The 21250-nt window shown below is 66.6% G+C and carries 14 protein-coding genes; 4 read left to right on the top strand and 10 right to left on the bottom strand.

Translation table 11 applies throughout. From position 1 onward, the window contains the following. Nucleotides 1-55: 55 nt before the first annotated feature. The 6 genes from VFW04_16400 to VFW04_16375 form a co-directional block, all read right to left on the bottom strand. Nucleotides 56-3352: a S41 family peptidase gene (locus tag VFW04_16400; protein HEX5180913.1), complete on the bottom strand. Its 3297-nt coding sequence runs from the start codon at nucleotides 3350-3352 to the stop codon at nucleotides 56-58. 108 nt (nucleotides 3353-3460) lie between these two features. Continuing rightward, nucleotides 3461-5416, bottom strand: a complete 1956-nt coding sequence (locus VFW04_16395) for an Ig-like domain-containing protein (protein ID HEX5180912.1) — start codon at nucleotides 5414-5416, stop codon at nucleotides 3461-3463. 142 nt (nucleotides 5417-5558) lie between these two features. Next, nucleotides 5559-6128 carry a hypothetical protein gene (locus VFW04_16390; protein HEX5180911.1) on the bottom strand — a complete coding sequence of 190 codons (570 nt, stop codon included), beginning with the start codon at nucleotides 6126-6128 and terminating at the stop codon, nucleotides 5559-5561. 88 nt (nucleotides 6129-6216) lie between these two features. After that, the gene (locus tag VFW04_16385; protein HEX5180910.1) at nucleotides 6217-7236 is read right to left on the bottom strand and encodes a hypothetical protein; all 1020 of its coding nucleotides are present in this window, start codon (nucleotides 7234-7236) and stop codon (nucleotides 6217-6219) included. Beyond that, nucleotides 7233-8282 (bottom strand): hypothetical protein, encoded by a 1050-nt coding sequence (locus VFW04_16380; GenBank protein HEX5180909.1) that lies wholly within the window; start codon nucleotides 8280-8282, stop codon nucleotides 7233-7235. Before VFW04_16380 ends, VFW04_16385 begins: the two co-directional genes overlap by 4 nt. Nucleotides 8283-8324: 42 nt before the next feature. Then, nucleotides 8325-9284, bottom strand: a complete 960-nt coding sequence (locus VFW04_16375; protein HEX5180908.1) for a hypothetical protein — start codon at nucleotides 9282-9284, stop codon at nucleotides 8325-8327. Between the two features lie 388 nt (nucleotides 9285-9672). On the opposite strand from VFW04_16375, the gene VFW04_16370 reads away from it, so the two are divergent. Then, on the top strand, nucleotides 9673-10278 hold the full coding sequence (locus VFW04_16370) for a porin family protein (GenBank protein ID HEX5180907.1): 606 nt from the start codon (nucleotides 9673-9675) through the stop codon (nucleotides 10276-10278). Between the two features lie 98 nt (nucleotides 10279-10376). Here VFW04_16370 and VFW04_16365 read toward each other — a convergent pair whose 3' ends face one another. Further along, nucleotides 10377-10832 (bottom strand): nuclear transport factor 2 family protein, encoded by a 456-nt coding sequence (locus VFW04_16365; protein HEX5180906.1) that lies wholly within the window; start codon nucleotides 10830-10832, stop codon nucleotides 10377-10379. A gap of 347 nt (nucleotides 10833-11179) precedes the next feature. Here VFW04_16365 and VFW04_16360 point away from each other — a divergent pair, with 347 nt between their 5' ends. Further along, entirely contained in the window at nucleotides 11180-13501 is a 2322-nt protein-coding gene (locus VFW04_16360; GenBank protein ID HEX5180905.1) for a TonB-dependent receptor, read from the top strand. Nucleotides 13502-13570: 69 nt separating this feature from the next. On the opposite strand, the gene VFW04_16355 is transcribed toward VFW04_16360, so the two are convergent. Then, nucleotides 13571-15916 carry an EAL domain-containing protein gene (locus VFW04_16355; GenBank protein HEX5180904.1) on the bottom strand — a complete coding sequence of 782 codons (2346 nt, stop codon included), beginning with the start codon at nucleotides 15914-15916 and terminating at the stop codon, nucleotides 13571-13573. A 131-nt stretch (nucleotides 15917-16047) separates the two neighbouring features. On the opposite strand from VFW04_16355, the gene VFW04_16350 reads away from it, so the two are divergent. Together VFW04_16350 and VFW04_16345 are read left to right on the top strand one after the other, a co-directional pair. Continuing rightward, on the top strand, nucleotides 16048-17268 hold the full coding sequence (locus VFW04_16350; protein ID HEX5180903.1) for a glycosyltransferase family 87 protein: 1221 nt from the start codon (nucleotides 16048-16050) through the stop codon (nucleotides 17266-17268). Nucleotides 17269-17362: 94 nt separating this feature from the next. After that, nucleotides 17363-18112 (top strand): lipid-binding SYLF domain-containing protein, encoded by a 750-nt coding sequence (locus tag VFW04_16345; GenBank protein HEX5180902.1) that lies wholly within the window; start codon nucleotides 17363-17365, stop codon nucleotides 18110-18112. A gap of 20 nt (nucleotides 18113-18132) precedes the next feature. On the opposite strand, the gene VFW04_16340 is transcribed toward VFW04_16345, so the two are convergent. Continuing rightward, a complete protein-coding gene (locus tag VFW04_16340; GenBank protein ID HEX5180901.1) occupies nucleotides 18133-20406 on the bottom strand; it encodes a S9 family peptidase in 2274 nt (757 codons plus the stop codon). A gap of 213 nt (nucleotides 20407-20619) precedes the next feature. Beyond that, the gene (locus VFW04_16335) at nucleotides 20620-21111 is read right to left on the bottom strand and encodes a hypothetical protein (protein HEX5180900.1); all 492 of its coding nucleotides are present in this window, start codon (nucleotides 21109-21111) and stop codon (nucleotides 20620-20622) included. Nucleotides 21112-21250 lie beyond the last annotated feature (139 nt).

The following is a 21250-nucleotide window of genomic DNA, read 5'->3' as shown; positions in this document are numbered from 1 at the left end:
AGCGGCGCGACGTGTGGCCCGTGTTGCGCGCCGCGATGCGGCGCGCGCCACGTCGTCAAGGACCCTTGTGCGGATACGTGGGAGGCTTGGGCACGCTCGGCGGCTGCTTTGCCAACTGATCCATGAGCGTTTGCACCGCCGTCTCCAATTGCGCGTCGCGGCCGAGGAACGTCTCGTGCGGCGTGTCGTCCACGACGATGTCGGGATCCACGCCGTGGCCCTCGATCAGCCACTCGCTGTTCGGCCCGTACACGCCCATCTCGGCGGCGGTCGCGATGCCGCGGTCGGCGAGAATGTTGGACGAGGACAGCCAGATCTCGCCGCCCCAGGTCCGCGTGCCGATGAGCTTGCCTAACCCGAGCGCGCGGAATCCGTACGCGAACGCTTCGCCGTCCGACGCGGTGTGCTCGTTCACCAGCACCGTCATCGGGCCGCGAAACGCCTCCTGCATGTTCCAGTACGGAGCGCCGATGCGCGGCTGCCAGAACATCCATGCGTGCCGCATCAGCTTCTCGAGAATCCATGAGTCGATGTTGCCGCCGCCGTTGTTGCGCACGTCGACGATCAGCGCATCGCGGTTGAACACCGGATAGAAGTCGCGCTCCCACTGGGCGATGTCGTTGCTGGTCATCGCGCGCAGATGCACGTACCCGATGCGCCCGTGGCTCAGGCTGTCGACCAGCCGGCGGCGTGTGTATTCCCATTCGTCGTACCGAAGATTGGCCGCTGCCCGCGCGGTAATGGGCTCGACGATCACGTCGCGCGCGGACTCGCCCGCGCCCTTGACTCGCAGCCGCACCTGCGTGCCGGCCGTGTTCCGCAACAGGGCGCCGAGCGACGGACCAGACAACGCGGGCGTCCCGTTCACGTCGACGATGGTCTCGCCATCCCGCACGTCCACACCGGGCCGCGCCAGCGGCGACAAATCGTCCGGATCGTCCGGATCATTTCGATATACGTGGACGACACGGTAGCCGCCGGCCCTGGCGTCGCGCGCCAGCTCCGCGCCTAACGCCCCGGTTGCAATCTGCTCCGTCGCCGTCTGCATGTCGCCGCCGTACACGAACATGTGGAGCGCCGAGAGCTCGCTGATCATCTGGCCGAACACATCGGACAGCTCGTTGCGATCCGTCACACGAGCGGCCAGCGGCGCATACTTCGTCCGCATCGCCTTCCAGTCGATGCCGTTCATGTTGCGGTCGTAAAAGTAGTCGCGCTCCAGACGCCAGGCCTCGCGATACATCTGCTGCCATTCTTCGCGCGGCACGATGTGCAGTTTCCATCCCGACAGGTCGACCTGCGTGTCGCTCAGCTTCTCGGGTGGACGGGGACCTGCGTCGATCACGAACAGATCGTCGCCGCGCCGCACCAACAGCTTCTTCCGATTCGCCGAGAGCTCGTACCCGGTCACCTTGTCGACCAGCGTCTGCATCTTCGGATCGACGCGCGTGATGGTCAGCACGTGCAGCATCGCCTGCCGCGGCTTGGCACGGTCCATGGACAGGAAGTAGAGCCGCGCGCCATCTGTGCTCAATCCGGCATAATTCCCCGGGTCGACCGGAACGCGATACAATCGGTCCATGATGCCGGCAGTGTCGATCGTCACGCGGGGAGTCGAGTCCAGCGCGACGGCAACGGGTGCCTTGGGAGCGCCCGGCACGCGCGACTCCGGCTTCTTCGGTACCGCGACCGTGTCGGGGTGCAGCTCATCCGCATGCGCAAACGGAAACCGTTCGCCCGCGCGGAGTGCTAACGCAAAAATTTCGGTCTGCTGATCGAAGTATGGTTCCGGTGCCCGCGATCCCCATGGCGCACCCACCGTCGAACGGAAATGCCGGTCGGAGAGGAACCAGAGCCACGCGCCGTCCGGGCTCCACGCCGGCGTATGGGAATCGTATCGATCGCTCGTTACCGCCGTGGTCGTGCCGCCGCGCGCATCGTAGACGTCGATGCGGCTCAGGCCGTTCGACCCCGACACCTGGTAAGCCAGCCATCGCGAGTCGGGCGACCAGGCGAGGCCCGAGAAGTCGCCGTAGTCCGACGTCCCGATGCGCTTCGATGCGCCGGTTGCCGCGTCATAGATCCACAGCCGGCGGTCCTTGTCCGTGTGCGCGATGAGCTTCCCGTTAGGCGATGGCACTGCCTCCCAGCGCAGCACCGTCCCGTCGCGCGTGAGCTGGTGCGGCGCACCCACACCGTTGGCCGGCATGGTCCACAGCTCGACTTCGCCGCTTTCATCCGAGAGCGCCAGCAGCGAGTCGCTGGTGGGCATGAAGCGTCCGTCGCGGTACCGCACGCCGGGATGCCGAGCCGCCTCGACCAACCGGCCCTGGTCCGATTTCACCGGCGCCACGAACAACTGCCCGCGGGCCGTCAACACGACGCGGTCGCCGTTAGGCGAAAGGTGCGCCGCGCTCACCCACTTCATCGCCGTGTCCACCCATTCCTCTCGCATCTGATCGAAGTCCGACGCCAGGCGAATAGGAATCGCACGGTCCTGTCCCGTGGACAGGTCCAGCACCCACAAGTCCGCGCCCAACTGGTATACGATGCGCCCATCCGACAGCGACGGCGATTGCAGATCGAAATCCGTGTGATGCGTGTGCTGTCGCGGATCGCGGCCGTTCTCATCGACCGACCAGATGCTCATCGTCCCGTCGCGGTCGCTCGCGAAATAAATGCGGCCCTTCCACGGCATCGGCGTCTTGCTGGTGCCCGCGTAGTCGCCCGTGAGCGGCACCGCTTCGGGCATCGCGCTGCTCCACTTCCAGAGCTGCTGGGCCGTGCCTCCCTTGTAGCGGCGCGTGTGACTGCCCTGAAAGCCGAAGCGGGTGAAGAACAGCGTCCCGCCATCGTACGCGCCATCGGAGGCCTGCTCGAGCGGCACGCGCGTGCGAACGCCGGTCGCCGTGTCGAGCGTCACGAGCTGGTCGATGGGCAGCGTCGCAAATTGCCGTGTCGAATACAGCACGCGGCCGTCGGGCGTCCACCCGACCACGACGTCACGTGCGCCGTCCCAGGTGCGCCGTTCGGGAAGGCCGCCGGCAATCGGCATCGTGTAGACTTCCGCGGGTCCTTCGTATTGTCCGGTGAACGCGATCGTCGCGCCATCCGGCGAAATCGACGCGTCGCCCTCTTCGCCGCGGCCACTCGTGAGCCGCCGCGCGACGCCGCCGCCCAACCCGATTGTCCACAGATCGCCTTCGGCGGTGAACACGATGGTCGTGTCGTGGATGGCTGGATACCGGTAGTAGCCGAGTGGTGTCGCGGACGGCGATTGGCTGGCCGAAGCGCTCACGACGACTGCCACAGCGACCGTGCCGGCCGCGAACACACCGAGAGCTCTGAGCATACGTGTGCCGAGGGAGATGGACGGAGATCCAACAGGTGGGATCGATCGGCACGACCTTACAGCAAGGAACTTGATGTAGCAAGCCCAACGGGGCGAACGCTCGGACGATCAGCGCCGGGTATGCGCTGCCGCGTGGATTGAGGCGACGTGCGCCGTGTACGTGCCCTTCACGTCGCGCCCCTTCGCGATGCCCGACACGGTCAACTCGCCGGTGCGGCCGCCCACGGTCCATGCGAGCGCCACTCGTCCTTCCGCGTCGGTCACCGCGCGCGCCGGCGAGACCGATCCACTCTGCGTTGCGAATCGCACCGGCACGCCGGCGACGGGATTGCCGTAGGCATCCGTCACCAGCGCGACGAGACGCCGAACGCCGCGGGCGCTGCGCGCGGTCTGCGCGTCATCGAACGCGAGGTTTGCCGGCGCGGCCGGCGTCGCGTGCGCATGCACCGCGACCAGCCTGGTGATGCCGTCGACGTGCACCGCGAGCGTTAGGCGGCCGGCGGTGCGGCCCATCGTCCACCGCGTCCGGGCCACGCCTAACGAATCGGTCCGGAGCGCCGTATCGGGCACCGTGCCGCCGGACGGCGACAGCACCACCGGCACGCCCGCCACGCGGTTGCCGTGCGCGTCCACCACGCGGACCGCGACCGACGCCGCGAGCGTCTTGCCGACCGCGCCGCTCTGATCATCGCCGGCGAGTATCGCAATGCCCGCGGGTTTCCCGGCGCGCGCCGCGGCGCTGAGGGTGATCGGTGCGACGGGATCGGCGCTTTCCGCCTCGCCCACCTGGACGCGGAGGCGCTGCGTGCCGGGCGCGTCGCCCAGCGTCCATCGGACCTGCGCCTGCCCGAGCGAGTCCGTCCGCGCATCCAATGGCCTAACGGAACCGTCCAGCGCCGTCCACACGACCGGCACGCCGCTCAGCGCACGACCCGTCGAATCCGTCACGCGCACGCCGACCGAGTCGCCCAGCGCAGTGCCGGCCTCGGCGGCGAGCCCGGTTGCGAGCGCAGCGACGCGCGTGTTGCGTGCCGCCGGATCCGCTTCCGCCGCCACGCGCACTGCCGTATCGAGATGGTCCACCGATGCGAGCAGCAGCTGCCGCCCCGGCAGACCGCCCAACGTCCACGTCGTGCGGGCGCGTCCGTCGGCGTCGGTGCGCGACGTATCGGGAGACGCCATGCCCTGGCCACCCGCCGGAGCGAACATGACGAGCTGATTCTCGATCGGCCGGCCGTGCCGGCTCGTCACGCGCACGACGATGGCTTGCGCGAGGGTCCGGCCGGCGAGCGCGCGCTGCGACGTTCCCGACACCGCGGTGATGGCGGCCGGCGTCGCCACGACCGTGACCGCTGCCCGCCCGGCGATCGCGCCCACCGCTGCCGTGACGATCGAGCGTCCGGCGCTTCGCCCAACGAGAAGCCCCGATGAATCGACCGTCGCCACCGTCGAGTCGTCGATGTGCCATCGCGGGATCACGCCCGCGATCGTATACCCGCGTGCGTCGCGCGCGACAATGGTCAGCCCGATCCGTCCATCCTCGGAGACCGTCACCGTGCTGTCGAGCGCCGCCGCTTCCACCGAGACCGCCGCAACGCGCTGGGCAACCACGATCCGCGCGCGCGCGACCAGTCCGCCGACGATGACATCGATCGTCGTCGACCCCTGCCCGCGCGTCACGACGGAGCCATCGCCGAGCACCGTGGCGACACGCGGATCGTCCGTGGTCCAGATCGGGTGCGCGCCAACGAGCACGCTGCCGCTGCGATCGGTAATCGTCGCCGCGAGGTGCAGGGTGTCGCCCACCGAGCATGCCGTGTCGGCCGTCGGCCTAACGCCGACCCACGCCGCTCCGATGTTGCCGATGGTCTCGTGCGCGTCGGCCCGTCCGATCACGCCGTACGTGTAGAGCGCGGATACGAGCGAGACGACCGCCGCGCCGGCCGATGCAATGGCTGCGATCGTGCGCGCATGCGAGAACCAGGGACCGCGCGGTGCGCCGGCGGTGAGTCGCTGTGAGGACGCCATACCGACACCTGACTCGGCCTCCTCGAACACGGTCACGCTCGATCAGGGCGTTGTAATGCGCCACCTCGAACGCAGGCGAAGTCCGTTACGACGCGCGGCCGCGCATGGGAAATCTGTCCCTCGCCGACGCATCCTTTGTTACGGCGCGCGACCCATCAGCCGCGCGCCGCTCGATGAGCTACCGCGGCCAGAGCCAGCCGAAGACGCCGGCGGTGAGCAGTCCGTAGATCAGCGCGTCGAGCACGTTCTTCCACGTCACGCTCCACGGCTGCGACCGCCAGACGGCATTCGTGATCTCCGCGCCGGCGTATCCCATCCAGGCAACGGTGCCGGCGATCCGAAACACGGCCAGATAGGGTGCGCCTAACGGAACCGTGCGCGACACGACGTAGGCGGTGAAGTACGACATCACCAGCAGAAAGATGAACCACGCGCCAAGGAACGATCCCATCTTCGTGGGGCCTGTCGGCCGCAGGATGAGAATGCCGACCGGCCCCTCGGTGAACAGCTGCACCTTCTCGGGCGAGCCGAGCTCCTTCGGGTCGGCGCAGTAGGGAATCGAATACTGCCCGGGCGCAGGCCGTCCCGCATTCACTGCGGCACGCACGGCTTCTTCGTTGGACAACCCTCCGTAGTCTGCGCGATGATATCTCAGCGCCATGTGCAGGATCGAGCTCGCGACGAACACGATGACGGCGGAGAGGATGATCGGCAGCCACAGTTGACCGAGGGAGACCATGGTGTTCATGCGGGAGCTCCGATGGTGGGGTGGATAGGCCGGCTCTGCCACCAATTAGCGCAGATCGGATTGCGGGCGGAAGAGTGCGCCGCGATCCCTACGGACGATGCCCGTGTGCCGAACGGCCGAGCGACATGATGCGATGCAGGAGCTTCGTGTAGCTCATGCCTGCACGTTTGGCGGCCGACGCCAGCTCCTCGCTCGCGCTGATGTCCGGGTTGGGATTCGCATCCAGAAACCACAGGATTCCCTGTGCATCGAGACGATAGTCGATGCGCGCATAGCCGGACATCTCGAGGATGTGATAGATGCGGCGGCTGAGCCGCCCGATGTGCGATGCCAACGGCTCGTCGAGATTGGCCGCCTGCAGCTGCACGCCGCGCCGTTCCTGGTATTCGAGATCGTGTTTCACCTTTGCCGTCGCGATCAGCGGTTCGTTCGGCGCGCTGTGCTCGATCACCAGCTCCCACGCCGGCAGCGACCACACGCGCGCATTGCCCAGCACGCTGACGTAGAGCTCGCGGCCCTCGATGAATTGCTCGGCGATCGCGTCCGTGTCGAGATTCTGGTGGATGAACCGCACGCGGTCCTCGAGCTCGGCGTCGTCGTGCACCAGCGATGCCTTGGCGATGCCTAACGATGCGTGCTCGGTGAGGCTCTTGATGATCAGCGGGAACCCGAGCTTCGGCGGCCGCCGCGGCCGCCGGCCCAACGGAAACACCGCAAACGCCGGCGTGCGGATGCGGTGGTACGCGAGGAGCTTCTTGCCCAACGCCTTGTCCCGCGAGATCACCAGGCCGCGCGGATTGCAGCCGGTGTACGGCACGCGCATCAACTCGAGAAAGCTCACGATGTTGTGATCGTAGAGCGCGTTGTGGTGAAACTCTTCGAGCAGATTGAACACGACGTGCGGCTTCATCGACCCGACCGCATCGCGGATCGGCTGCAATTCCTCCTGGACCCCGAGCGCGAGCACCTCGTGCCTCGCCTTTCGCAGACACGTGATCACGTCGTACTCGGCGCGCCACGACAGAATCTCCTGCTCGTCGAAGCCGTCCAAGGAGTCGGGCGGGACGTGGTCGGGGTACACGAGCGCCAGCACGCGGAGCCGTTTCACAACACGATCCATTCGCGCCGGCGGCTGTAGAGCACGCGCGTGATGGTCACCGCGAGCAGCACCGCAAAGTTCGTGACGAGCGGGCGCTCGCGTCCCACCGCGCGCAGCCCGAGCTCGCGGCAGCGCACGATCATGTCGGAGAGGACTGAGTCCAACGTGATCTGATACTCCCCGCTCCAGCGAGCGACGAGCTGGCGAATCGCGGCCCGGTGGCGCCTGAGGAAGGCGGCGGCCGTCGGGTGCGAGCGATGCGCCGGGTCGCGAGAAAAGAGGCGCAGCAGATCTCGATCGTACGTGTTCGGCACCTCGACCACGTACCGGCGTCGCCGCGCTTCGTAGTACTCGCCCAGCGTGGTAGAAATGCTGCGCAGCGGCTCGACGACCGCGCGCGAGGTGACTAACGGCGGCTGTCCGCCCACCTCGGCCATCACTTCGTCCACGTACTCGAGCTTGCGCAGCGCCACCGGCCAGGCAGCGTAGCGCGCGCGCCACCGGCGGCGGGGACGCATCCACACGGCGAACGTCTCGGCGAAATCCTCATCGGGATGGCTCTGTCCATACCAGAGCCGCAGATGCTGCACGTGCTGCTTGCTCGCCGGGTTCGGCCGATACTGATCCGGGTACGGTTGGGCAGAGCTCCCGAAGAGATAGCGCCACCGGCGGCGGTGGTGCAGGCGATAGGCGTGTTGGATGGCGTGTCCCGTCTCGTGCCGAAGAATGCGCATGCATTCGCCGTGGGTGCCGCCTTCCACGTCCAGCATCTGCGAGCGCTCCAGCCGCATGAGGCGCGGATGGGCCAGATAGAACGGCACAGCGAACCCGGGAATGCCCAACGGAGAGAACCACTCATTGGAGAGCCAGATGTGCGGCTGGAACACCAGCGCCCGGTCGAGCAGCTCGCGCCGCAGCTGCTCGACTTGCGGCTCGAGCCATGAGCCCTCGACCGACACGCCGAGGTCGCGCAACCGCACCTGCATCAGCTCGGGGCGCGGCAACCGGTCCCACGACAGACGGCGCGCGCGCCCGGCTCGTTTTCGCACCGGCATGGCGAGAGAACTTCGGTGGACCAGCGCGAGGGCGCAAGCGCCTTATCGCGGTCGCTGCAGCACCGGCATGCGCGACAACGCCGTGTCGACGAGCGCGCGAATGAGCGCGCTGTCGGTCGGCATCAGATGGCCGGTCTCGAGCCAGATCTGCGTCTTCGGCTGGCGCGCGGCGTCATAGAGCTGCCGTGCCGCGTCGGCCGGCATCTGCGGGTCGTCGATTCCGTTCACCATGATCACGGGACGGGGAGCGATCGCGCCGATGAACCGTTCGGGCGACAGACTGCGAAATGGGCGCGTCGCCAGCCACGCCAGCGGCGACCGCAGCCACGCCGGGTGCGTGTCCAGATTCGCGGCCACCACCTTCGAGAGGTCGCCCGCGCCGTAAATCAACGCCACGTTCCGGAATCTCGTGTCGGCCGCCGCCGCAATCGTCGCGAACGGCACCGCGAACGATGTGGCCGCGATGGCGATGCGCGTCGGGTCGACATCGCGCCGCGACGCGAGGTACGACGCGCCTAACGAGAACATCTGCGGGATGTGCTGCGCGGTCGTCCGCAACGCGCCCGAATGAAAGAGCGCATCGGACAGCGAAATGCTCGTAGGAAGCGACCGCGGGTAGTCCAGCGACAGGACCACGACATCGCCGAACTCGTGCGGCAGGTGCTCGAGCGCGCTGCTGTTTTCGTCGCGCCCATCCTCCAACAGGACGGCCGGCAGATGGCCGGTGTCGGGCACGGGTTCCATCACAATGCCCTGCGCGCGGAGGCCGGTCGTGCTCGTCAAGCCGACGCGATGCACTTGGTAGCGCCCGCGCGACGGCAAGAGCGTAAGCGTCACGGTAGCCAGCGTGCCGCGGTTATGGGTATATGCGAACAGCTCCTGCTTCTGCGCCGGGCCAAAGGAGCACGAGAGTCCCATGGCGGCAACGACGAGCAGGCCGAATATCCGCACGCGGGCACGCGACGTGGCGAGCCACCGGTTCGACAACGCAGCGTTGGTCATGCATGAAGTGATTGCGCAAGAACGCCGCGATGTAAAGCGGGCTTCGGGCACGTTGTCCCTCACTCTGCCGGATCGACGCGCGGCTCGTATCGTCGTGCGTCTTCAAGACATCCAGGGCGCCATGGCCAGGCCGTGCGCATCCGAACTGGCATTCTGACAGGTACGACTAACGCGAAAGCAAAGTCGTCGAAGTGACGGTGTGGCTTGTGCCAACGCATGTTTCACCGCGGGGAATGTCACGTTTTGACCGGTCGACCGTCTTCTAGCAGGTCACGCGCCCCAACGCAGTTAGCCAGGTCTGGCGCGTCAGCGGCGGCACCAGCGACTCCTCCCTGTCGCGATTGCCCCGCCTCCTTGACCGGTCGACTGGACTTCTTCGGAGATCCACATGCACAAGCGATTCGTCATGGTTTCCGCGGCCGCACTTGCTCTGGCCGCTGCCTCCCACACCGCGACGGCTCAGCTCGCGACGCCCAAGCCGGCCATCGGTGTACTCGGTGGGCTGAACCTCTCCACCCTGGGTGGGAGCGACATCTCCGGCGTGAGCAACCGCACCGGCTTCCAGGCTGGTCTCTTCCTCACGCTGCACATGAACAGCGCGTGGTCGATCGAGCCCGAAGCGCTGTACACGCAAGAGGGCGCGAGCTCTGACGGCATGACGGTGAAGATGAACTACATTCAGGTGCCCGTGCTGCTCCGCTGGGACGTGATGGCCAAGAACCCCGTGCACCCGTTCTTCATTGCGGGTCCGGCCGCGGCCTACCAGGTCGGTTGCGACTTCTCACAGTCGGGCGAGAGCGCGAGCTGCGACGACGCGGGCGCCCAGAAAAAGTCGTTCGACATGCTCGGCGTCGCCGGTGCGGGTCTCGGCTTCAACGTCGGCGCGACGCAGATGTCGGTTGGCGCGCGCTACTCGTACGGCTTCAGCGACACCTTCGAGGGCAGCAACATCAAGAACCGCTACTTCTCGATGCTCGTCGGCCTGACGTTCTAACGGAAGGCGCGACACGAATGGAGCGGGCCCGCTCCGGCGCAGATGCCGGGGCGGGCCCGCTCGCATCGAGCGCTGTCGCCACGGAACGCGCAACGCCGTCAGTGCTTGACGACGTTGGTCTCCTGCGCCCTCACAGCCCGCCAGCGGCCGTCGCGCTTCACGAACACATCGGTGAACACCGTGCGCCGCACCCCCGGCTGTCCATCGCGCGTCGCATCGACAATGCCCGTCGCAATCGCGGCCCACCCATAGACCCTGACGTCGAGCCGCTCGAACCGCGAATGCACCGACGCGGGACGCGGATGCTTGGCCACGTAATCGACGTGCTCGGCTTTGTCGATGATCTCTCCGCTGGGCAAGGCGTGCACGAAATCGGGCGCCAGGATCCGTTGCAAGGTCGTGGAATCCTCGTGATCCAACCATGCGTGCTCGAGAGCGATCACCGAGTCGCTGTCCGCTCGCGCGCCGGTTGCCTGCGCATACGATGGATCCGCACGCAGGCTCGTGCCGATGAGCACGGCGGCGGCGACGAGCGCGCACATTCCGTTAGGCATTTGGCCTCCCTGGGGCTGGAACTGACACTGACTTTCCTACACAACGCGGTGGGTGGCGAACGGGCTGTCCTCATCGGCGTCTTCTGACGAAGGTCTGACACCCGATCCTGCCGGATGCGGCGATACCTGCGCACGCGCTCGCCGCAATCGCGCTCGACTTGCCGCGGTGATGCTTGGGCTCGCTATTGTGGGCGCCGGGCTCCCCAGGGTCGATCCCATCCTCGCGCCGGCGCGCGGAGTGACGCCGCTGCGGCGAAATGCGTCTCCGAATTTCGAAGGGGAGGTGTGCATAACGCACGACGCGCTTACATTTGAGGCGCGAGAAGTACAGGCAGGGGAGGCGCCTCATGTGGCGACGTCGCCACGCAAGCTGGTTACCGCAACGAACTGCGGTGCCGTTATCAGTGCTGTTATGTGCAGCGGTTTCTGCTCCAGGTTGGTCTCAGGGTAGCATAAGCGGGGTCGTTCGCGCGGCCGCTTCGGCCGCACCGGTTCCAGATGCGATAGTCACCGTGTCGGGCGTCACGCAGACGGCCCGCTCGGGACGCGATGGACGTTTCATCGTGGCGCCAGTCGCCGCTGGTGAGCACGTCGTCATCGTACGCCGCATCGGCTTTCAACCCGATACACTCACGAGCGTGACCGTACCACCGGCGTCCACGACGCCGGTCATAGCGGAGCTCGTCCATCTCACGACGAAGCTCGACACGGTCGCCGTGCCTTCCGTTGCGACGAACATCGCAGCCACGGGTGCGGTCCCATCGGTCGAGCTCACTCGTGACGACATCGCGCGCACCCCGCAGATCGCCGACGACGCATTTCGCGCGGTGACACGCGTGCCTGGCGTTTCGGCGAGCGATCTCTCGGCGGGATTTCGTGTGCGCGGCGGCGCCAACCGCGAAGTGCTGCTGTCGCTGGACGGAATGGAGCTCTACGAGCCGTTCCACCTCAAAGATCTCGACGGCGCGATCTCGATCATCGATCCGGGGATCCTTGGCAACGCGACCATCAGTACGGGTGGGTTCGGCGCCCGCTACGGCGATCACCTGACGGGTGTGTTCGCGCTGCAATCGCGCGACGATGCAGTCACCGGCGCGCACGGCTCGCTCAACGCAAGCGTGAGCGGTGTAAGCGCGGAGATGGCAGCGCCAGTCGACGGCTCCCACGCCGACATCATGGTGTCGGCCCGCAAAGGCCTGCTCGCGGCGGCCCTCGACCTGGCAGGCGATGGGGGTACCCTCGCGCCCCGCTACGACGACAGCTATGCGCGCATCCGCATCAGGCCTAACGCAACGAACCAGTTGGCGATCAGCGCCCTGCGCTCCAACGACGGGTTGTTCTTCTACGCGTCGGACGAGCCCTCGCTCGCCAGCGAGTACGGCAGCCAGTACGTCTGGGCGACGTGGACGTCGATGCCGACGACGTGGCTCACCACGCGCACCATGGTGTCCGACGCCGAGCTGACGTGGGACCGCACGGGCGGCGAGACGTCGAACACGGGGCTGGCACTCGAGGTGGGTGACCGGCGCGGCTTCCAGGCGCAGTCCGTCCAGCAGTCGGTGACGGTCGATGAATCGCCGCGCTTGAGAACCGAAGTCGGCGCCCAGTACCGTTCGCTCGAGGCGCAGTACACATACGCACGACAGCAGGCGCTGCCGGTCGTCGAGGCGGGTGCGTGGGTGACGGACTCCAACGACCTCGGCACCCGCTTTTCGGCGCAGGGCACCACGATGGGCGCGTACGCCACGCAATTCGCGCAGCTCACGCCGTCGTTAGGCGTGGAGGCGGGCGTGCGCTATGACCGCCAGAGCTACACCGGCGAGCACATGAGCAGCCCCCGGGTCGCCGCCTCGTACGCGCTCGGCAGCCGAACCACGCTGCACGCGGCATGGGGCCTCTATGCGCAGCCGCAGGCCCTCTACGAGCTGCAGGTGCAAGACGGGGTCACCCGGTTCTCCCGCGCCGAGCGCGACGAACAGCGCGAATTCGGCGTCGATCATCGCTTCAGCGGCGTGACGCTCAAGGTGGACGCGTACGACCGCCAGCTCCTGCGCCTGGATCCGGAGTACGTGAATCTCGAGAGCTCGTTCGACGTGTTCCCCGAGGCGGGGAACGATCGCGTGCTCATCGATCCGGTGAGCGGGTACGCGAGGGGGCTCGAGATTTCCGCGTCCTCGACGCGCGGTCCGGTGCAGTGGCTCGCGAGTTATGCGCTCGCGTCGTCGCGCGACAAGGTGGACGGCCTGTGGGTGCCGTCTCCGTACGACCAGCGCCACTCGATCCACGTCGACGCGAGCGCCTCGCCGCACCCGGGGTGGCGGGTGACCGCGGCGTGGGAGTTCCATTCCGGCTGGCCGGCGACGCCGATCACGTTCGGCCTGGACACGCTGGTCGACGGCACACACCACGTGCGGGCGGAGTACGGTCTGTTCAACTCGACGCGCATCGGACCGTACCACCGGCTGGACTTGCGAGTGTCTAACGATCGCCGCCTGGGGCCCGGCAAGCTGTCGGTGTACCTCGATGTGTTCAACGTCTACGGCCGCAACAATCCGCGCGGACTCGGCTACACGGTCGCCGACTGGAACGCCGCCGAGGTAGTCGTGAATCAGCGGTCGAAGCTGCAACTGCCGCGCATTCCGACGCTCGGCGTGCAGTGGACGTTCTAACGGAACATCGCGGTTTATTCCACGCGGAGCGCCTGCGCCGGACGCCTCGGTTGCGCCGCGCGCGGCGCCTCAGCGGCTCAGGGCGGGCTGCGCGGCCGGCACGCCGGCGCGCGATGCGGCAAGCAGGGCGGTGAACGCGTCGGGCATCTGCGGTTTGGCGAAGAGATAGCCCTGTCCGAGCTCGCAGCCCAGCTCGCGCAGCGCGCGGAACTGGTGCGAGTCCTCGATCCCCTCGGCCACCGTGCGCAGGGACAGCATGTCGCCCAACGCGATGATCGTGCGCGCGAGCGCCGCGTCGTTGCCGCCTAACGTAATGCCGTCGACGAATGCCTTGTCGATCTTGAGCACGTCGATCGGGAACCGGCGCAGGCTGCCGAGGGACGAGTAGCCCGTGCCGAAATCGTCGATCGCCAGGCGGACACCCAGCGCCTTGAGCTCGAGCAGGCGCGCGAGCGTCGCGTCGACGTCGCGCATGATCACCGTCTCCGTGATCTCGAGCACCAGCCGGTTCGGCTCGAGGCCGGACTCGGCGAGCGCGGACGCCACGTCGCGCACGAGCTCCGCGTGCTGGAACTGGCGGCCGGACAGGTTCACGGTCACCGTCGGCGGCTCGTCGAGCGGCGAGGGCGCCTGCCACGTCGCGGCATGGCGGCACGCTTCGCCGATCACCCACCGGCCTAACGGAACGATGAGGCCGGTTTCCTCGGCCACCGGGATGAAGAGGTTCGGCGCCAGCAGGCCGCGCGACGGGTGCTGCCATCGGACGAGCGCCTCGGCCGCGGCGAGGCGTCCGGTGCCGAGGTCCACGATCGGCTGGAACATGAGGCGGAGCTCGTCGCGCGTGATGCCCTCGCGCAGGTCTGCCTCGAGCGCCATTCGATCGACCAGCGATTTGTGCATCTCGGGCGCGAAGATCGCGTAGCGGCCCTTGCCGGCGCTCTTGGCCGTGTACATGGCGACGTCGGCATTGCGCAGCAGCTCGTCGACGCCTTCGGCGTCGTTGGCCCGCGCGATGCCCATGCTGGCGCTCACCATCACGGCTTTGTCGTCCAGCGTGATCGGCGCGCGGAGGCTCGTCGCGATGCGCTCGGCGACGGTGATGACGTCGGAGTCCGTGGCGACGCTCTCGAGGAGCACCGCGAATTCGTCGCCGCCTAACCGAGCGACCGTGTCGCACCCGCGGGTGGCGTTGAGGAGCCGCGCCGCCACGGCGGCCAGGAGCCGGTCGCCCTCGGTGTGGCCCAGACTGTCGTTCACCGTCTTGAAGTCGTCGAGATCCAGGAACAACACGGCGAGCCGTCCGCCGACCCGCTCGATGCTGGCCAGCGCGTGCTCGACGCGGTCGTGGAACAGGGCACGGTTGGCGAGCCCGGTGAGGGGATCGTGCAGCGCCTGGTACGCGAGCTGCGACTCCAGTTGCTTGCGCGACGTGATGTCGCGCGACACCCAGACCACCGCGTTCTCGTCCATCGGCGACACCGTGCCGGCGAACCATGACGCCGCGCCATCGATCTCGAGGCTGTATTCGACGTCGACCGGCTTCCCCGACTCGAGCGCGCGGGTCACGCCGGTGTGCACCATCTCGGCGGCCGATGGCGGCAGCACTTCGCGCACCGTTCGGCCTAACCATTCCACGGGAGCGCGGTGACGGGCGTCGGCCGCGCTCGCCGCAATCTTGACGTAGCGGCCGGTCCCGTCGAGCGCGACGATGACGTCCGACATCGCACCGACCAGCGCGTGGAGCTCGGCTTCGCTGGCCCGCAGGGCGTTCTGCGCGCGGCGCAGCGTGCGCTCGTTCCACGCCGTGGCGTACGTGGCCACCCACGCGGCCAGGCCTAACAGGAGAACTTTGGCACCTTCGTCCAACAGCGACACGCCGCTCGTGGTCATCGCCAGGATCGGGTCGCGCTCGAAGTGCAGGTGCCCCACGAACAGGAAGTAGGTCAGCACGCCGGCGTATTCGGCAACGACGAGCGCCGACACGAGCACGGCGCGGCGCGCCGAGCTGGTGAATGGACGGGCGGCGAGGATCACGAAATACGTGAGCCAGATCGGCGACTTCACGACGAGGCTCGGGGTCACCGCCAGGCCGTATTCGACGAGCAGGCACGTCACCGCGGTCGCATCGGCAATGGCGTTGGCCGCGGCGAGCCACGGCCGCTCGAGGCGCCGGCGGTGGAACCTGACCTGCTGCCAGAGCGTCCACAGCAGCATGGGCACCAGCACCGACGCGTTGATCAGCGTCAAGCCGCGCGTCAGTTTCGGCGCGTACACCACGGCGCTCACGCCTAACAGGATCAGCACCACCGCCCGCACGCCGTTCAGGTGGCGTTCGGCGTTGGCGCGCTCCGCCGCGAGCAGCGCGGCGGCGGTCGGTCCCTCGAAAGTCGTCTCGGTTCGGGCTGGTGCCGACACGGTATCCTCGCGCACCGTATGCGGATGGAGAGCGGCGGTGGCGAAAGGAGGACGTCCGGTCGGCATGCTGCGTCACGAGTTTCCTACGCCAGCATCCTTGCCCGAGACCCGTCCGCAGGGGAGAATAGCCCATGCTCAGAGAGACGTGGGAATGGGCGCGGCGGACGAACTTCCGGCCGTGGCTGCTCGGTGTGTACGCGTTGAGCGTGCTCGTGGTCGCGATTCCGAAGGGCCTGCACCATTCCGACAACAATTTCCTCATTTTCGACGCGGCATTCAGAAACCTTCGCGCCGGACGTGACCTGTACGCTCCGCACCCGGATCAGTACATCGACCTCTTCAAGTACAGTCCCGCCTTTGCGGCGCTGTTCGCACCGATCTCCGTCCTGCCGGCCACGCTCGGCCTCGTGGTCTGGGATGCGATCAACACGATGCTGTTGGCGCTGGCGATCGTGAGGCTGCTCCCCGACCGGCGCGGCGACGCCGTGCTGGCGCTGGTGTTCCTCGAGATGTTCGGCTCGATGCAGCACTCGCAGTCGAACAGCTTGCTGGCAGCGTTAGTCATTCTGGCGTTTCTCGCGCTGGAACGCGATCGCCAGGTCGGCGCCGCACTCGCGCTCGCGATCGGCACGGCGGTCAAGATTTTTCCGCTCGCCGGCGTGGCCATGGCGCTGCCGCGGCCGCGGCGAATTCGGTTCGCCATCGTCTTTACCGTGGTACTGGTGGCGGTGCTGGCGCTGCCGTTGCTCGTCGTGTCGCCGCACGAGGTGAAGGCGCAGTACGCCTCGTGGATGTCGCTCCTGCCGCGCGACGCCGTTGCCGATACGATCGCGGGGCGGGGGATGCACACCGGCGGCGTGCCGGAAGAGCTCCACCTCTGGTTCGGGTCGAGCGTATCGCCCTTCATTGTGGAAGCCGCGGGTGCCGTGCTGCTCGTGCTGCCGCTCATCGCCCGAGTCCGGCGTTGGGCGGATCCCGATTTTCGCCTGCGGTTCTTGTGTTCGCTGCTGGTGTTCCTCGTGATCTTCAACCACCGATCGGAGTCGCCGTCGTTCGTGATCGCGATGGTCGGGATCGCGATCTGGTTCGCAGTTTCGTCGCCGGATGCGCTCACGATTTCGGTGATCGTCGCGACCGTCGGTATCGTGTCCATTGGTGCATCGAGTGCGGTGCCGAACGCGGTACGAGTGGGTGTCGTGATGCACTACAGGCTCAAGACGCTGCCGTGCGTGTTCGCCTGGCTCATCATGCAAGCCGAGTTGTGGGGGTGGCGACCGTCGCGCCCATCGCTGCCTGCGCTGTCGGCGCTCTGGAACGCGCGAACCGTGAGCGAAAGTATCGCGTCTTCATGACCGCTGCGTCCGCTCATGGCATCTGCTTTGCGCTGTGTCGCTTGGCGTGTGCGCGTTGGATACACTTGCCATAACCGATAACAAGGAACAACCCATGACGATCGGAGATGCGCGTTGGCGCCGGCAATTTTGCGCGGGCGCTGTGATCGTGTGCACGTGCGTGACTGCGTTCGCCGCCGGTCTGCGCGCGCAGGACGACCAACTTGCCGATCGCGCGAAGCGCGCCGCCCAGGTGCTGTCGGAGCTCGTGTCGGTGCCCGATCGGTCTCCGCCCACAGCGCTCATGCGCGAGGCGGTATGTGTCGCGGTCGTGCCTGGTGTCGTGCAAGCGGGATTCGGCGTTGGCGGACGCGCCGGCTACGGCCTGGTGAGCTGCCGCGCGGGCGGCGACTGGAGCTGGCCGACATTCGTTGGGCTCAAAGGGGGCAGTTTCGGATTACAGATCGGGGCGCAGTCCGCGGACGTCGTGCTGATCTTCATGAATCAGAACGCACCCAAGACGATCGCGGGCTCGTCGTTCGATCTGGGTGGAGAAGTTTCGGTTGCTGCGGGGCCGATGGGACGCGATCTCTCGGCGGCCACGGACTACAAGGCCCAGGCGGAGATCTACTCGTACTCCAAGAGCAAGGGACTCTTTGCCGGCATCAAGATCGCCGGCACGAAGTGGGAGATCGACTACTCGGCGAACAAGAAGGCGTACGCATCGGCGGGTGCTGCGTTAGACGGCGGGACGCACACGAGTGTCGCCAAGGAGTTGTCAACCGACGGGGGGCAGGCGCCGTCGATCGTGCAGCCGTTCATCGCGAGCTTGCGCAAAAACGTCCCGGCGGCGTCGACCCACTGACGGCGCCGGCTGCGCGCGGGCTATTGGGACGCTTCCGACGAGGACGTGCTGTCCGTCTTGAGCCAGTGGTTCAGCCAGCGCGCCGTTTCCTTCTCGATGAGGGAGAAGCTTTCGAAGTCGTAGGCGGCGCCGTGCCGTCCGGGCGGGTAGATCCGGAGCGCCACGTCCTTGCCAGCCGCGGTCATCGCGGTGAGCAGCTGCATGGTGTTTGCCGGATGGACGTTGTCATCCATCATCGAGTGAATCACCAGCAGGTGGCCGCCCAGCTCGCCGGCGTGCAGCACGGCCGAGCTCGAGTCGTAGCCGGCGAGGTTCTCGCCTAACAGACCCATGTAGCGCTCGGTGTAAATCGAGTCGTACAGCCGCCAGTCGGTGACCGGCGAATTGGCGACACCCGCCGTGAACAGATTCGGATACGCTTCCATGGTGAAGACCGTGGAGTATCCGCCATAGCTCGTGCCCATGATGCCGATGTGATGCGCGTCGACGTACGGCTTCTTGGCCAGATACTTCGCGGTCTCGGCGAAATCGTGGCTTTCCCATTTTCCGAGGTCGCCGTAGACCACTTTCATGAAGCTGCTGCCGTAGTTGTTGTTGCCGCGGTTGTTCACGTTCACGATGATGAACCCCTGTTGCGCCAGCCACTGTGTGATCGGGCTGCCATCGAACGAGTCGAACACGCCCTGGGATCCGGGTCCGCCATAGATCGCAAAGATCACCGGGTATTTTCGCGTCGAATCGAACGCCGGGGGTGTCACCATGGAGGCATCGAGCTTGACGCCATCCGATGTGGTGACCGAGAACAACTGCGGCCGCGCATACGTGTGCGTCGACAGCCACTGGCGGAGCGCGTGATTGTCGACGAGCGTGCGCAGCTTCTTGCCGGCCGTGGTCCACACGTCGACGCCGCCCGGATCGGCGATCGAGCTGTACGTTCGGAGATAGTACTCTGTGTTAGGCGACATGTCGATTTCCTGCACGCCGTCGCCGGTGGTGAGCCGGCGCTCATGTGTACCATCGAAGTCGATCGCGTACAACTGTCGCTGGAGCGGCGATGCCTCCGTGCTGCTGTAGTAGATGACGTGCTGCGTGGGGTCGATGCCGCGCACCTGCGTGACCATCCATTTGCCGTGCGTCACCTGGTCGATGAGCTTACCCGAGTAATCGTAGCGATAGATGTGTTGGAAGCCGTCGCGGTCGGACAGCCAGAAGAACTGCGTTAGACCTTCGGGGAACGTCATGAAGTCCTGCACGGCCGCGTAGAAATCCGACACATCGATCCACGTGCGCGATGAATCCCGCATCACCATCCGCTTCCCGCCCGTACGCACGTCGAAGAAGAAGAGGGTCATCACCTGCTGGCGGCGGTCCAGCGTCACCATCGCCAGCGTGTCGGCGCGGCTCGTCCAATAGATCCGCGGCACGTAGTAGTCGCCGGTGAGGCCGGGATCCAGCCAGACTTTCGATCCGGAGCTCACGTTCACGACGCCGATTTTCACCGTGGGGTTCGTGTCGCCCGGCTGGGGAATGCGAATGCTGTCCCACACCTGGTGGCGACCCGCGTAGTTGCTCAGTTGGATGATGGGTTCCTTGCTCTCGTCAACCTGCCAATAGGCGATGTAACGGCTGTCGGGCGACCAGTTCCACGCCTGGACGAGGCCAAACTCCTCCTCGTACACCCAGTCGAAGTGGCCGTTGTAGACGTGCGCCGTGGCGTCCGAGGTGAGGCGTGTCTGCCGCTTCTGCGCGAGGTTTTCGACGTACATGTCGCCGCCGCGCTCGTACCCCAGCATCAGTCCGTTAGGCGAAAGCTCGGCCGTCCGCGCGCCGCTCGCCGCGAGCTGCAACGAATGGTCGGCGAGCGTGTAGACGTAGTAGTCGGCCGTTCCGGAATTCCGGTAGATCGGCTTGAAGTGCGTCTGGAACACCAGGTGGCGAGAGTCCTTCGCCCATTGAAACGAATCGTACGAGAAGGGCTCGCTGCTGCCCGGAAACGTCATGCGCTGTGCACTGAAGAGCAGCGTGTCGCGTCCGGTGCGCGCATCCGTCGCACGGATCGTCTCTTCGCCCGTCTGCGGGTCGCGCACGATGTAGGAGTAGCGCGTGCCGTTCTCGATCCAGTTCACGTCTTCGGGACCGGGCTCGCCGCGCAGCACCTGTCCCGCGCGCAGCCAGTCCTCGAACGACTTGGGCTGCGTCGTCTCCTGCGCGGCGATGGCAAGCGGGAGCGCCGCCGCCATCGCGAACACACAGCCGAGCGCGACGCTTCCACGCGAGAAACGATGGACGCGCATGACCATTCCTGTCGGTTGAAGTTAGGCGACGGGACGCCGCCGCACGGGCAGAGTGCTACGCTCATGAAGACGCGGACACAGCACGGACACAGCGGACACGACGCGAGCAATACCAACGCGTTGATCTCTTATCGGTGCTTTGTCCGTTGTGTCCTGCTCTGTCCGCGTCTTCATGAGCGTAGCACTCTGCCCGTCGACGACGCCCACCACCCGCTATTGACCTTTGGTCAGCGGACCGCAGGCCACGATGGTCTTCATGTCTGTGGGCGACGCGTGGATGTTCACCATGTACGAACCGTTCGGGTCCAACGGTGCCGACACCGTCGCCGTCGACTTGCCCTTGCCGTCATCGCCGACCTTGATCGGGGAGTACGAGCTGCCGCCGCCTACCACACCCTGATCGTTGCCACACGTTCCCTTGTGTACGTGCCACGGATGCGTCGATTTCGGCGTCGCGCCCGCGATGTTCACTTCCGCGGTGAAGCCTTTGCCATTCTTGTCCGGCTTCACTGTCGCGCTGCCGAAGACGTGCTCGTCGCCTGCGTACGTCGACGGAGCGCTCAGCGTCGCGGTCCATCCGCTGTCCGCCGCGTTGGGCGCGCGCGCGGCGACCGGCTTCGCTTGAACGCTGCGATGCGTGACTGCCGTGCCGGCCGCGACGAGCGCTCCAAGCGCCGTCACCAGAGCTATGTGTCGTGCGAACATCGACTCCTCCTCTCGGGTGGGAAGATTCGCTGCCGAAACGCCGACTGCAGGCTGCAGAACTCGTGCGCAATGGCGCGCTGAGCCATTAAAAATGATACGACATTACGCCCGGATGCTACCCACACACCGCCTGGAGACG

This window comes from Gemmatimonadaceae bacterium, from assembly GCA_036273715.1.
GTDB lineage: Bacteria > Gemmatimonadota > Gemmatimonadetes > Gemmatimonadales > Gemmatimonadaceae > JADGGM01.
This window is presented reverse-complemented; position numbering and strand designations above follow the sequence as displayed.